The sequence below is a fragment of the Micromonospora sp. HM5-17 genome (assembly GCF_003762835.1).
Taxonomy (GTDB): domain Bacteria; phylum Actinomycetota; class Actinomycetes; order Mycobacteriales; family Micromonosporaceae; genus Plantactinospora.
This window is the reverse complement of the sequence record NZ_RJWA01000010.1, coordinates 123,544-137,324: the sequence shown is the minus strand read 5'-3', so window position 1 is coordinate 137,324 and position 13,781 is coordinate 123,544. Positions and strand designations below refer to the sequence as shown.

At 73.7% G+C, this 13,781-nt stretch carries 12 protein-coding genes; 6 read left to right on the top strand and 6 right to left on the bottom strand.

Annotated elements, in window-relative coordinates:
• Window positions 1-50: 50 nt before the first annotated feature.
• Complete coding sequence (locus EF879_RS23760; RefSeq protein ID WP_123562287.1) at window positions 51-665, bottom strand: FMN reductase; 615 nt, start codon at window positions 663-665, stop codon at window positions 51-53.
• Window positions 662-1,810 (bottom strand): LLM class flavin-dependent oxidoreductase, encoded by a 1,149-nt coding sequence (locus tag EF879_RS23755; RefSeq protein ID WP_233604699.1) that lies wholly within the window; start codon window positions 1,808-1,810, stop codon window positions 662-664. Before EF879_RS23755 ends, EF879_RS23760 begins: the two co-directional genes overlap by 4 nt.
• 295 nt (window positions 1,811-2,105) lie before the next feature.
• Between EF879_RS23755 and EF879_RS23750 the strand changes: the two genes are divergently transcribed.
• The 4 genes from EF879_RS23750 (at window position 2,106) to EF879_RS23735 (ending at window position 6,349) form a co-directional block, all read left to right on the top strand.
• The gene (locus EF879_RS23750; RefSeq protein ID WP_233604709.1) at window positions 2,106-3,368 is read left to right on the top strand and encodes a sensor histidine kinase; all 1,263 of its coding nucleotides are present in this window, start codon (window positions 2,106-2,108) and stop codon (window positions 3,366-3,368) included.
• Window positions 3,365-4,084, top strand: a complete 720-nt coding sequence (locus EF879_RS23745) for a response regulator transcription factor (protein ID WP_123562283.1) — start codon at window positions 3,365-3,367, stop codon at window positions 4,082-4,084. Before EF879_RS23750 ends, EF879_RS23745 begins: the two co-directional genes overlap by 4 nt.
• A 223-nt stretch (window positions 4,085-4,307) precedes the next feature.
• Complete coding sequence (locus tag EF879_RS23740) at window positions 4,308-5,192, top strand: ABC transporter ATP-binding protein (protein WP_123562281.1); 885 nt, start codon at window positions 4,308-4,310, stop codon at window positions 5,190-5,192.
• 92 nt (window positions 5,193-5,284) lie between these two features.
• Window positions 5,285-6,349, top strand: a complete 1,065-nt coding sequence (locus tag EF879_RS23735; protein ID WP_233604708.1) for an ABC transporter permease — start codon at window positions 5,285-5,287, stop codon at window positions 6,347-6,349.
• A gap of 152 nt (window positions 6,350-6,501) precedes the next feature.
• Here EF879_RS23735 and EF879_RS23730 read toward each other — a convergent pair whose 3' ends face one another.
• From EF879_RS23730 to EF879_RS23720, 3 genes are read right to left on the bottom strand one after another with little or no spacing between them, the layout of a single operon-like run.
• Entirely contained in the window at window positions 6,502-7,131 is a 630-nt protein-coding gene (locus EF879_RS23730; protein ID WP_233604698.1) for a bifunctional 4-hydroxy-2-oxoglutarate aldolase/2-dehydro-3-deoxy-phosphogluconate aldolase, read from the bottom strand.
• Window positions 7,128-7,910 carry an IclR family transcriptional regulator gene (locus EF879_RS23725; RefSeq protein WP_123562274.1) on the bottom strand — a complete coding sequence of 261 codons (783 nt, stop codon included), beginning with the start codon at window positions 7,908-7,910 and terminating at the stop codon, window positions 7,128-7,130. Before EF879_RS23725 ends, EF879_RS23730 begins: the two co-directional genes overlap by 4 nt.
• A 16-nt stretch (window positions 7,911-7,926) precedes the next feature.
• Window positions 7,927-8,931: a sugar kinase gene (locus EF879_RS23720; RefSeq protein WP_233604697.1), complete on the bottom strand. Its 1,005-nt coding sequence runs from the start codon at window positions 8,929-8,931 to the stop codon at window positions 7,927-7,929.
• Between the two features lie 554 nt (window positions 8,932-9,485).
• On the opposite strand from EF879_RS23720, the gene EF879_RS23710 reads away from it, so the two are divergent.
• Window positions 9,486-10,706, top strand: a complete 1,221-nt coding sequence (locus EF879_RS23710; RefSeq protein ID WP_123562351.1) for a multidrug effflux MFS transporter — start codon at window positions 9,486-9,488, stop codon at window positions 10,704-10,706.
• 84 nt (window positions 10,707-10,790) lie between these two features.
• Here the strand turns inward: EF879_RS23710 and EF879_RS23705 are convergent, their stop codons facing one another.
• The gene (locus EF879_RS23705; protein WP_123562349.1) at window positions 10,791-11,678 is read right to left on the bottom strand and encodes a pentapeptide repeat-containing protein; all 888 of its coding nucleotides are present in this window, start codon (window positions 11,676-11,678) and stop codon (window positions 10,791-10,793) included.
• Window positions 11,679-12,047: 369 nt separating this feature from the next.
• Here EF879_RS23705 and EF879_RS23700 point away from each other — a divergent pair, with 369 nt between their 5' ends.
• Window positions 12,048-13,757, top strand: a complete 1,710-nt coding sequence (locus tag EF879_RS23700; RefSeq protein WP_123562270.1) for a DEAD/DEAH box helicase — start codon at window positions 12,048-12,050, stop codon at window positions 13,755-13,757.
• Window positions 13,758-13,781: the final 24 nt, after the last annotated feature.

Below are 13,781 nucleotides of genomic sequence, written 5' to 3'. Positions count from 1 at the left end.
CGGGGACGGTGTCGTGCGGTTCGGCGCGCCCGCGCGGGCGCGCCGGACCCTCACTCGCCGTTGAACATCTGCTCGAACGACGCGGTGAGCGCGAACGGGTCGGCCGGTGCGGTCGGTTCGTGCCGGGCGACCTCCTCGGCCAGTTCCCGGCCCGCCCGCTGGATCCGCCCGCGCAGCGTGCCGTCGGCCGTACCGCCCGCCCAGTCCTCGGGCGCGGCGAAGACCGCGGTCGGCACGACGACCGCCCGCAGGTAGCTGAACATCGGCCGCAGCGTGTGGTCGAGGGCCAGCGAGTGCCGGGCGGTGCCGCCGGTGGCGGCGATCAGCACCGGACGGCCGGCCAGCGCGTCCTCGGGCAGCGCGTCGAAGAAGGACTTGAACAGCCCACTGTACGACGCGTTGAAGATCGGCGTCACCGCGATCAGGCCGTCGGCGCCGGCGACCGCGTCGAGCGCGGCCTTCAGCGGCTCCGACGAGTAGCCGGTCGAGAGGTGGTTCACCACGTCGTGGGCGTGGTCACGCACCTCCACGACCCGGAGGTCGACCTCGAACCCGCGCCGGGCCAGTTCCGCGCCGGTCGCCTCGGCGATCCGGTCGGCCAACAGCCGGGTGGACGACGGTACCCGGAGACCGCCGGAGACCACGGCGACACTCCGTCGGGTCATCGGTTGCCCACCCCCGCCGCGGCGCCATCGGTCTCGGCGGCCGGCCGGGCGCCCGACCCGGAGGCGGCGGCCGCCTCCCGTGCGGCCTTCAGGCTGGCGTGCGTCGGCGCGTCGGGGACGTGCGCCGGCCGGAGGGCGTCGAACTCCCGGCGCAGCACCGGAACCACCTCCTCACCGAGGATGTCCAACTGTTCGAGCACGGTCTTCAGGGGCAGGCCGGCGTGGTCGATCAGGAAGAGCTGCCGCTGGTAGTCACCGACGTACTCGCGGAAGGTCAGCGTGCGGTCGATCACCTGCTGCGGACTGCCGACGGTGAGCGGCGTCCGCGCGGTGTACTCCTCCAGCGACGGGCCGTGTCCGTAGACCGGGGCGTTGTCAAAGTACGGCCGGAACTCCCGCACGGCGTCCTGGGAGTTCTTCCGTATGAAGACCTGTCCGCCCAGCCCGACGATCGCCTGGTCGGCGGAGCCGTGACCGTAGTGCTCGAACCGCATCCGATAGAGGCCGACCATCCGCTGGGTGTGTTCCTTCGGCCAGAAGATGTGGTTGGCGAAGAACCCGTCACCGTAGTACGCGGCCTGCTCGGCGATCTCGGGGCTGCGGATCGAACCGTGCCACACGAACGGCGGTACGCCGTCCAGGGGCCGGGGCGTCGAGGTGAACCCCTGCAGTGGCGTGCGGAACCGCCCCTGCCAGTCGACCACGTCCTCCCGCCAGAGGCGGCGCAGCAGGTCGTAGTTGCTGAACGACAGCGGGATGGCGTTCCGGATGTCCTGCCCGAACCACGGGTACACCGGGCCGGTGTTCCCCCGGCCCAACATCAGGTCGACCCGGCCATCCGCCAGGTGCTGCAGCATGGCGTAGTCCTCGGCGATCTTCACCGGGTCGTTCGTCGTGATCAGGGTGGTCGCGGTCGAGAGGATCAGCCGGCTCGTCCGCGCCGCGATGTAGCCCAGCAGCGTGGTCGGCGAGGAGGGGACGAACGGCGGGTTGTGGTGCTCACCGGTGGCGAAGACGTCCAGGCCGACCTCCTCCGCCTTGAGCGCGATCGTGACCATCGCCTTGATCCGTTCGCCCTCGGACGGCACCCGCCCGGTGGTCGGGTCCGCGGTCACGTCACCGACGGTGAAGACCCCGAACTGCATGTCGACTCCTCGCTCGCACGCCTGCCCGGCGCATCCGCCCCGGGCACGCCCCGCACAACATACTTGCCGAGTCAACTATTCCGGAAACCACCCGTCCGCCCGATCCCCCGGTGCCGCCGGGGCACCTCCGGGGTTCCCCGACGGAATGCGCTATGCATGTCTGATGGGCACCGGGACCTCGACGCGCGATGCTGAGCCGCTGACCCGGCCATCCGGGGACGAACCAGCCGACGAGTGGCGCCGGCCGGCTCCGGACCCGGCGCAGCGCCGCCGGGATCGCTACCTCGGGCTCTCCATGGCCGCGATGGGCGTGCTCAGCGTCGTCCTCGCCAACAGCATGGGGCTGTTTCCGCTCGGCCCTCCGCCGGGCTGGTGGGAGCAGCTGACCTGGGCGGTGGCGCTTTCGCTGCCGCTGGTCTGGCGACGTACCCGGCCGGAGCTGGCCACGGTCGTGATCGCCGTGGTCTTCATCGCGGCCCAGGCCCGACGCAGCCCGGAGACGATGGTCTCCTCGGCCACCCTCTTCATCGCCCTGTACAGCCTCGGCGCCTGGGGTCGGAGTCGCCGCCTCGCGGCGGGGATCCGGATCGGCGTGATCGTCGTGATGTTCGCCTGGCTGGCCATCTCGGCACTGATCTCGATCCTTCCGGTCGCGCCGACGTTCGAGGGAACATCCGGCCCGCTGCCGCCGCTCCTCGCGCTCTCCCTGCACAGCATCCTGTTCAACCTGGCGTTCTTCCTCCTCGCGTACCTGCTCGGCAACAGCACCTGGACCTCCGCGCGCCGGCAGCACCTGCTGCAGGTGCAGGCCGAGGAGCTGCGACGGTCCCGGGCGGCCGAGGCGGAGCGCGCGGTGACCCGGGAACGGGTACGGATCGCCCGCGAGCTGCACGACGTGGTCGCGCACCACGTATCGGTGATGGGGGTCCAGGCCAGCGCCGGCCGCCGAGTTCTGGACAAGGACCCGGCGAAGGCCAAGGCCGCCCTCGCGGCGGTGGAGCAGAGCGCCCGGACCGCCGTCGACGAGCTGCGGCGGATGCTCGGGGTGCTCCGCAACGCCGGCGCCACCGACCTCGGCGGGCCGGGCACGGACGACCACACCGGCGGGTACGGGCTGGACCAGCTCGACACGGTGCTGCGGGGCGCCCGGGACGCCGGCCTCACCGTCGTGTACCAGACCTTCGGCACACCGGTGCCGGTGCCGGAGTCGATCTCGCTGGCCAGCTACCGGGTTGTCCAGGAGGCCCTGACGAATACGATCAAGCACGCCCGGGCCAGCACCGTCGATGTTCGGGTGCGGTACCTGCGCCGTGAGCTGGAGGTTGAGGTGAGTGACGACGGCCGCGCGGTACCCACCGGCTGGGGCCGCACCTCGGCGGGCGGCGGGCTCGGCCTGATCGGCATGCGGGAGCGGGTCGCCGCGCACGACGGCACCCTGGAGGCGGGCCCCCGCGCCGGAGGCGGCTTCCGGGTCCGTGCCCGGTTTCCGATCGCCCCGGCGGAGCCGGAGGTCGACGACGCCGCGACCCGAGCAGTCGAGCAGGGAGCGACGGCGTGACCGGAGAGAGTCCCCCCATTCGGGTCCTCCTCGCCGACGACCAGCACCTCGTCCGCGCCGGCTTGCGGATCATCCTCGAGACGGAGGACGACATCGAGGTGGTCGGCGAGGCGACGGACGGCCGACAGGCGGTCGAGCTGACCGCGGCGCACCGACCGGACGTGGTCCTGATGGACGTCGAGATGCCGCACCTGGACGGGCTGGAGGCGACCCGGCGCATCGTCGCCGCCCACGCGACCGGCGGCCCGGGCGTCCTGATCCTCACGACCTTCGACCGTGACGACTACCTCTTCGCCGCCCTCCAGGCCGGGGCCAGCGGCTTCCTGTTGAAGAACGGCACCCCGGAGGACCTGATCGACGCGGTCCGCATCGTCGCCCGGGGAGACGCGCTGCTCGCACCGCAGATCACCCGGCGGGTGATCGCCGCCTTCGCCGGGCCCGCCTCGACCGCACCGGGCCGGCCCGGGACCGGCGGGCCGAACGGCCCGGGCCAGCGCCGCCTGGCCGAACTCACCGAGCGCGAACGGGAGGTCCTGGTGCAGCTCGCCAGAGGGGCCTCGAACGCCGAGATCGCCCGGCGGCTGATGCTCGGCGAGGCGACGGTCAAGACGCACGTCTCCCGGGTGCTGATGAAACTCGGGCTGCGCGACCGCACCCAGGCGGTGATCTTCGCGTACGAGCACGGCGTCGTGACCCCGGGCAGCGCCGCGAACTGAGCCGTCCCGGCGGTCCACCCCCGGCTCCGACCAACCCGTCCGCGGCGCCCCGACCGGCCCCGACCAACCCGTCCCCCGTGCCCCGGTCACCCCGCCGTTCCCGCCGGCCGGGGCTCCGTCGCACGGTTCCATCGCGCGGCGGACGCCAGGACCGGTGGGCCGGACTACCGTCGGCTCCGCCGGGCGCGGGTGCCCCGGCGGCACGACTGGAGGAGGAGACGGGATGCTGCGGGTGTCCTCGGTGAACCGGACGTTCGGCGACCGAAGGGTGCTGGACGACATCTCCTTCGAGGTGGCACCGGGTCGGATGACCGGCTTCGTCGGCGCGAACGGCGCCGGCAAGACCACCTCGATGCGCATCATCCTCGGCCTGCTCACGGCCGACTCCGGCGAGGTGACCTGGCACGGCGGCCCCGTCACCCGGGCCGTCCGGCAGCGCTTCGGCTACATGCCGGAGGAGCGCGGGCTGTACCCGAAGATGAAGGTCCGCGAGCAGCTGATCTACCTCGGTCGGTTGTACGGACTGAGCGCGCCGGCCGCCCGGCGCAGCGTGGACGATCTGCTGGAACGCGTGGGCCTGACCGAGCGGGCTGACGACATGCTGGAGACGCTGTCGCTCGGCAACCAGCAGCGGGCACAGGTCGCCGCCGCGCTCGTCCACGACCCGGAACTGCTCATCCTCGACGAGCCGTTCTCCGGGCTCGACCCGATCGCGCTCGACGCGGTCGCCGCCGTACTCCGGGAGCGTGCCGCCGACGGCGTACCGGTGCTCTTCTCCAGCCACCAACTCGACGTGGTCGAACGGCTCTGCGACGACCTCGTCATCATCGCCAACGGCGCGGTCCGGGCCGCCGGCAGCCGTACGGAGCTGCGGACCCGGTACGCCAACCCCCGCTACGAACTCGTCGTCGACGGCGACGCCGGCTGGGTACGGGACCTGCCCGGCTTCACCGTCGTCGACCTCGACGGGCCACGGGTGGTGGTCGACCTCGCCGACCCCGCCGACGGTCAGCGGCTGTTGCGGGCGGCCCTGGACCGTGGCCCGGTCCGCACCTTCGCCCCCATCGTCCCCTCGCTCGCCGAGATCTTCCAGGAGGTCACCCAGTGACGACGACATTCGCTCCGGCCACCCGCCGATCCGCCGATCCCTCGTCGGACGGGCGGCAGGCCGCCAGGACCTCGTTCTGGGCGGCGACCCGGCTGGTCGCGGAACGGGAGATCACGGTACGGCTCCGCGACAAGACGTTCCTGTTCAGTACCGCCTTCTTCCTACTCATCGCCCTCGGCTCGACGATCCTGCCGGCGGTGCTCTCCGGCAAGGCCTCCACGGTGGCCGTGGTGGCACCCGCGGCTGCGGCACCCCTGCAGCAGGCGGGCCTGGAGGTGGTGTCGGCGCCCGACGTCGGGCGGGCCGAACACCTCGTGCGGGAGGGGGAGGTCGACGCCGCCGTCGTCCCGGCGGACGTACCCGGTGGGATCCGGATCCTCGCCCTCGACAAGGCGCCGGATGACCTGGTCACCGCGCTGAGCACCGCTCCGCCGATCGAGCTGCTGGACCCGGACGCGGTCAGTCCGGTCCTGGCCGTGCTGATCCCGATCTTCTTCGGGGCGGTCTTCTTCTTCGCCTCGTTCAGCTTCGGCGTCCAGATCGCCCAGAGTGTCACCGAGGAGAAGCAGACCCGGATCGTGGAGATCCTGGTCGCCGCCGTACCGGTCCGGGCGCTGCTCGCCGGGAAGGTCATCGGCAACGGCGCGCTGGCGCTGGCCCAGGTGGCCGCGATCGCACTGGTCTCGGTCCTCTCCCTGCGGCTGGTCGACACCGGCCCGCTGCTCGGCCTGCTGGGCCCGGCAATCGGCTGGTTCATCCCGTTCTTCGTGGTCGGCTTCGTGCTGCTGGCCTCGCTCTGGGCGGTCACCGGCGCCCTCGTCACCCGTCAGGAGGACATCTCCGGGGCCTCCGCGCCGGTGCAGGTGCTGGTGATGCTGCCGTTCTTCGCGGTGGTCTTCCTCAACGACAACCCGCTGGCGATGACCGTGCTGTCGTACGTGCCGTTCTCCGCCCCGACCGCGATGCCGCTGCGGCTCTTCGCCGGCGAGGCGGCGGGCTGGGAGCCGATCCTGGCGCTGCTGCTCCTGCTCGGTACGGCGGTGCTGTTCCTGGTGCTCGCCGCCCGGCTCTACGAGGGCGCGCTGCTGCGGACCAACGGCCGCACCTCGCTGCTGACCGCGTGGCGGGACCGCAGGAACCGGCCGGCCGAACTCTGAGGCGACGCTTTCGGGCCCGCCGGTGGAACCGGCCGACGGTCCGCTCCGGTGGCGCATCCGCCCGACCGGCGGGTGCGCCACCGGCGTACGGCCCCGGCCGCGGGGCGCCACGGTCCTCCGGTACGGCCCGCCCGTCGGGTACTCCGGCGCGGTCAGTTCCGGGCGGTCAGCCGGGCGAGCAGGTCGAGCTGGCGGGGGTCCTGCAACGCGGAACCGACGGCGACGACCCGACAGCCGGCGGCGAGGAAGTCGCCGGCGTTGTCGGCGTCCACACCGCCGGTCGCCACGAACCGGACCTGCGGGAACGGGGCGAGTTGGGCCCGGATCCAGTTGGTCCCGAGCTGGGCGGCGGGGAAGGCCTTGAGCCAGGTGTGGCCGGTCCGCAGCGCCTGACCGATCTCCGAGGCGGTGGCGACCCCCGGCAGGTGCGGCAGGCCGAGCGCGGCGCACTCCGCCGCCACCTGGGGGTCGTACCCCGGTGCGACGGTGAAGGCCACCCCTGCCTCGTGCACCCGCCGGACCTGCTCCGGGCTGACGACCGTGCCGGCGCCGACCGGCCGGCCGCGCTCCCGGCCGGCGGCGAGCGCGGCGCGCAGGGACGGCAGTGCGTCCGCGGTCTGTACCGGCACCTCCACCGCCTCGATGCCCACCTCCCAGGCCCGTTCGCAGAGCGCGACCGTCTGCGCGGGTGGGAAGCCACGCAGGATCGCCATCACGGGCCGGCCGGTGAAGAGCTCGTCGAAGAAGGGCGTGGAGTGGCGGTCCATGGTTGCTCCGTTCATGGTCGGTTGGCTCCTCGTGACCCCGTTCGTGGTCCGTCGGCTCCGGGCCAGCCGAGGTCCCGGGAGATCGCGGCACAGGTCTCGGTCAGGTCGGGCAGGCACCCGCGGAGCCGCTCCACGGGGGCGACGGCCCGCAGGGCGGTGATCGACACGGCGGCGACGACCTGCCCCCGGGCGTCCCGGACCGGGGCCGCCACACAGGTGACGAAGTCCTCGAACTCGCCGTCGTCCTCCGCCCAGCCGCGCTCGGCGATCCGGGCCAGCTCCGCCCGGAGCGCCTCGGGGCTGGTGATCGAGCTGGCGGTGTACGCCCGATAGGTGATCCGCTCCAGGAACCGCTCGCGGCTCGCGTCGTCCAGGTACGCGAGGATGGCCTTGCCGACGGCGGAGGTCTGCGGGTTCACCGTCCGCCCGACCCGGGACCCCATCCGCAGCGCCCCCCGGCCGTCCACCTTGGCGACGTAGACGATCTCGTCGTCGAGCAGTTGGGCGAGGTGCACCGTGTGGCCGTGGCGGTCACCGAGCCGGACGAGGTACGGGTGGGCGACCGGCAGCAGGTCGAGCTGGTCCAACGCCTGCTGGGCGAGTGCCACCAGGCGCAGGCCGACGGTGTAGCGCCCACCGACGGTCCGGGCGAAGCCACCGTCCTGGAGGGTCTGCAGCAGCCGCAGGGCGGTGGAGCGGTGCACCCCCAGGTGACCGGCGACCTCGCCGAGTGACCGGGGCCGCTCGGCGACGAACTCGATGATGCGCAGCGCGCGCTGCACGGTCTGGGACATCCGGTGCTCCCAGGGCTCAGGAGTCGGCCGGCGCCGGGGCCGGGCGGCGCCAGACGTCCGGTGGGATTCCGAGCACCGCGCAGATGGTCTCGACCGGGGGGAGGCTGGCGAAGTCCGAGACGGATCCCAGCGCCGCCCCGGCGACGAGGTGTCCGAGCCGGAGCCGCGCGGTGTGGTCGAGGCCGCGCAGGGCTCCGGAGAGCCAGCCGGCGGCGAAGGCGTCCCCGGCGCCGACCGGTTCCACCACCTCCGCCGGGCGGGCCGGTTCGACGGTGGCCCCGTCGTCGTGGAACGCGACGGCGTCCACGGCACCGTTCTTCACCACGAGTGTGCCGGGCGGGCCGATCAGGTCCCGGACCTGCTCCGGCGTACGGACGTCCCAGAGCCGCGCCGCCTCGTCGAGCCCGACGAAGACCACGTCGGCGAGGCGGGCCAGCCGGAGCAGGTCGGCGGCGGCGCCGGCGGCGTCGGCCCAGAGAGCGGGGCGGAAGTTGACGTCGAAGGAGACGAGACGCCGCCCGGCGGGACGGGCCACGATGAGCTCGTCGACCAGACTCCGGCAGCTCGCCGAGAGCGCCGGGGTGATGCCGCTCAGGTGCAGCACGGTCGCCGGGACCCCGGCCAGCCGGGCGGCGTACGCCGGGCCCATGCCGGCGGCCGCGGATCCGCGTCGGTAGTAGTAGACCCGGGTGCCGTCGGGCGTCGGGTCCTTCAGGTAGACCGCGGTCGGGCAGGTGGGGTCGACCTCGACCAGCGAGGTGTCGACGCCCGCCGCGCCGACCTGGTCGACCACGAGGTCACCGAGGGGGTCGGCACCGACCCGGCCGGCCCAGGCCACCCGGTGCCCGAGCGCGGCGAGGAACATCGCGACGTTGGACTCGGCGCCGCCGGCCCGGAGGACGAAGGTCGACTCGGCGTCGAGCCGTCCGCCCGGGGTGGGAGTCACCATCACCATCGTCTCGCCGACGCAGACCGCCTCGAATCCCGCCGACTCCCGACCGGTCGCCTCCGACGCGGTCACCGGAACCGCCTCCGTTGGTGCATATGTTGCAACCACCTACTCGTCATGTGCACACCCGTCTGCGGCCACCACCCTAGATCAGCCCGCGCCGGAACGCGACACGCCGGAGCGGGAACGACGCCGTGACGACGGCCACGGGAGAGCCCACCCGGCCGGGTCGTCCGCGGCGTCCGACGGCGAGGCGGTCCGGCACCGGCCGGTGGCGCGGGACGTCGCGCCCGGCGCTCGCGCCGGACCCGGGCGGTGCCAGCCGGGGTTCGGCGAGGGCCCGTCGACTCCCGGCACCGGCCGGCGCAGCCGCCACGGCCGTCGGCCACGCGTCGGCGGCGACCATCCGATCGAACCGTGGCGAGCCAGCGGTTCGGCACGTCCACTGTGAGTTGAGCTACCAATCGCCGAATGGGGAATGGCCGCGCCCGCCAATCGTTGGTCGCTGATGTGATCTTCGCTGTCCGGGACCGTGCGTCCCGGCGGCACCGAGTTGAAGGGAACCCATGACCGCCACCGGTGAGCACGTCGTGGCGTCCGCGCCACCCCGTACCCCAGGTGACCTGATGAGCCGCTCCCAGCGGCTCCGACTCATCCTCGTCCTCGGCTCGCTGATCGCCATCGGGCCGCTGACCATCGACATGTACCTCCCGGCGTTGCCGTCGATCGCCATCGACCTGGAGACCCCGTCGGCGGCGGTGCAGCTGACCCTCACCGGGACCCTCATCGGGCTCGCCGTCGGCCAGTTGCTGGTCGGTCCGCTCTCCGACGCGGTCGGCCGGCGGACGCCGCTGCTGGCCGGGCTCGCGCTGCACATCGTGGCCTCGGTGCTCTGCGTGGTCGCGCCGACCATCGCGCTCCTCGGCGCGCTGCGGGTGCTGCAGGGGCTCGGGGTCGCCGCCGCCTCGGTCGTCGCCACCGCCGTGGTCCGCGACCTGTTCCGCGGCGCCGCCTTCGCGAGGATCTTCTCCCGGCTCATGCTGGTGATGGGGGCGGCGCCGGTGCTGGCCCCCACCCTCGGCAGCGAACTGCTCCGCTGGACCCAGTGGCGCGGCATCTTCGTCGCGCTCGGCGTCTTCGGGCTGCTGCTGCTCACCATGGCGGCGTTCGGGCTCTCCGAGACCCTGCCCCCACACCGCAGGCGGCGCGGTGGCGTGCGGAACACCGCGCGGACGTACGTCGGACTGCTGCGGGACCGAACGTTCCTGGGGCTCGTCCTGGTCACCGGGCTGACGATGGCGGCGATGTTCGCGTACGTCTCGGGCTCGTCCTTCGTCTTGCAGAAGCAGTACGGGCTCACCGAGCAGGAGTTCGGGCTGGCCTTCGGTGCGGGCGCGGTGGGCCTGATCACGGCGACCCAGTTGAACGTCCGGCTGCTGCGCCGCTACTCGCCGCAGCGGATCCTGATCACCGCCCTGCTGGTCGGCAGCGTCGCCGGATGTGCCCTGGTCGCCTTCGCGGCCACCAGGCTCGGCGGCCTGCCCCTGCTCCTCGTCTCGCTCTGGGTGGTGCTGGCGGCCGCCGGGCTCGCCCTCCCGAACGCCCCGGCGCTGGCGCTCAACGGCCAGGGAGATGCGGCGGGCACGGCGGCGGCGCTGCTCGGCGCGGCGCAGTTCGGGCTGGGCGCGATCGCCGCGCCGCTGGTCGGGGTGCTCGGCAACGGCGGCGTGGCGATGGGAACCGTGGTGACCGGCGGGATGGTGCTGGCCCTGGCCGTGCTCCAGTTCGTGGTCCGGCCCGCCCGGCTCACCGCCGCCGAACCCGCCGTCGCCGCCGGCCTGCACTGACCACGGACACGCCGGGCCCGTTCCGCCGACGCCACACCACGTCGCCGGCGACGACCGGTCCGGTCCGGGCGGGCGCCGCGGCGGTCATCGACGCCTCCTACCCGGTCTCCCGCGCCCGCCGCGGCTCCCGCTGCGGGACCGCGACGGCGCGGGGGGCCGGGCCGGACCCGGCCCGCCCGAGGCCGACGCCGGCCAGTGGACGGGCCGGGACAGCGCCGGGGGCAGCCGGGTGCTGGCGTCGCCCCGGGCCGCGTCGAGCTGAGCCTGGACCAGGAAGATGGCGCCGGTGAGGTCGGCCCCGCGCAGATCAGCGCCGCGCAGGTCCGCGCCGGTCAGGTCGGCCCCGCGCAGGTCCACGCCGCGCAGATCCGCCCCGATCAGGTACGCCCCACGGAGGCTTGCCCCCCGCAGGTCGGCCCCGCGCAGATCAGCGCCGATCAGGTCCGCGCCCCGGTACTCCGCCCCGCCACCCAGCCCGGACCGGACCAGTTCGCTCGTCTGGCGTAGCAGGTCGTTGACGTACCGGCGGTGGCCAGCGACGTCCAGCGCGAGCAGCGCGTCCGGGGTGGCCTGGGTGAGCCGGGCGGTCTGGTTCTGGACGGCACGCAGCTCGTCGGCCCGCGGCCCGGGCGGGTGCAGCGCGATCGCCTCGGTCAGGTACCAGAGCAGCTCGTGCAGGTCCCGCATGACCGGGAAGACCGCGAACATCTGCGGTGCGAGCCGCGGCTCGGCCCGCCAGTTCCGCCCGCCGAAGGTCACCTGCGACACCTGCTGCCCGGCGCCGAAGCAGTCGAAGACGGTACACCCCGGAAACCCCCGGTCCCGCAGTGTCGCGTGGATGCCGCAGCGGAAGTCGTCGCGCAGGTGCGGGCAGGCCCGGCCGGCGGGCTTGTCGATCGCGAAGTCCGCCGAGGCGGCGAAGGCGGGAACCACACAGCAGAGCCCGAAGCAGCGGGCGCAGTCGGCCCGCAGCGCGGCCGCCGCGAGCGGGGCCGGCGCCGCGCCGCCCTCGACGCGTGCGGTCTCCCCAGACACGGCATCCCCCGGTTGGTCGGCGCGGTGCACCCGGCCGGACAACCCGAGCCGAGCGGGGTTCAGGGTACCGGCCGGTCAGCAGCGGTGCCGACCGCCGGGCCGGTCAGCCCGCCGGGCCGTCTCTGTGGTTCGCGGCCGGGGGTCGTTCTCGTCCGCGGCTCCTCGGCCACCGTGGCGGCCTCGGCCCGGGCCGTGCCGACGCCGGGGAGCTTCGGCGTGACGGTGCCAGGGGTACGACAGCCGCGCCGGCCCGGATCGCGCCGGTCGGCGCAGCACCCCGATCGGCGTGGTGGAAGGCTGACGGGTATGAGGTCCGACAGCGTACGCCCCGCCCCGGCGGAGGGCATCACCCCGAACGCCACCGACGAGGATCCCGGCACCTTCGCCGAGCTCGGGCTACGACCCGAACTCCTGGCGGCCCTGGGCGCCCTCGGCTACGAGGAGCCGACCGCGATCCAGCGGGAGGCGATCCCGCCGCTGCTCGCCGGGCGTGACCTGCTCGGGCAGGCAGCCACCGGAACCGGCAAGACGGCCGCGTTCGCCCTCCCGCTGTTGCAGCGGATGCCCGCCGACCGGCCGGGCGACCCGGTGGCACTGATCCTGGTGCCGACCCGGGAGCTGGCCGCGCAGGTCTCCGAGGCGATCCACCGGTACGGCCGCGACCTCGGCGTCCGGGTCCTGCCGATCTACGGCGGGCAGCCGATCGCCCGGCAACTGCGGGTGCTCGACGCCGGGGTCGACGTGGTGGTGGCGACCCCGGGGCGCGCACTGGACCACATCGCCCGCGGCACGCTGCGACTCGACGCGCTCGACACGGTGGTGCTGGACGAGGCGGACGAGATGCTCGACATGGGCTTCGCCGAGGACATCGAGGCGATCCTTCAACACGTGCCGGAGCAGCGGCAGACCGTGCTCTTCTCCGCCACCATGCCGAGCCGGATCGACGGGCTGGCCCGGCAGCACCTGCGCGATCCGGTTCGGATCGAGATCGCCCGGCAGCCCGCCCCCGCGGGAACGGCCCCGCTGGTCCGCCAGATCGCGTACGTCGTCGCGCGCGCCCACAAGCCGGCCGCGCTGGGCCGGGTCCTCGACGTCGAGTCGCCGACCGCGGCCATCGTCTTCTGCCGTAGCCGGGAGGAGGTCGACCGGCTCACCGAGACGATGAACGGCCGGGGATACCGGGCGGAGGCGCTGCACGGCGGGATGACGCAGGAGCAGCGGGACCGGGTGATGGGGCGGCTGCGGGCCGGTACGGCCGACCTCCTGGTCGCGACCGACGTCGCCGCCCGGGGGCTGGACATCGAGCAGCTCACCCACGTGGTCAACTACGACGTGCCGTCGGCGCCGGAGTCGTACGTGCACCGGATCGGTCGGGTCGGCCGCGCCGGGCGGCAGGGCGTGGCGATCACGCTGGCCGAGCCCCGGGAACACCGGATGTTGAAGACCATCGAGCGGACCACCGGCCAGCGGATCTCGATCGACAAGGTGCCGACCGTGGCCGACCTGCGGACCCGGCGGTTGGAGATCCTCCGGGCCGCGCTGCACGAGAGTCTGCTGGAGGACGACCTCGAACCGTACCGGGTGGTCGTGGAGACCCTGACCGACGATTTCGACGTGATGGAGGTGGCCCTCGCCGCGGTGAAGCTGGCCCACGAGTCGACCCGCGGGACCGTCGACGAGGAGGACATCCCGCAGGTCGCGTTCCGCACCGAGCGGGAGGGACGGGGCCGCCGGGACGATCGGCGCGGCGCCCGCCCGCGGCCCGGCGGGATGACCTGTCTGTTCATCGGGGTGGGGCGGCGCGCCGGCATCCGGCCGCAGGACCTGGTCGGGGCGATCACCGGTGAGACCCGGGTCACCGGCCGGGAGATCGGCGCGATCGAGATCGCTGACCGGTTCTCCCTGGTCGAGGTTCCGAAAACCGCCGCTGCCGAGGTCATCACGAAGCTGCGACAGACCACCATCAAGGGTCGCCGGGCGACGGTACGGCGGGACCGCGAGGGCAGCCGCGACTAGCCGACGGGGACGGGCCCACCATCG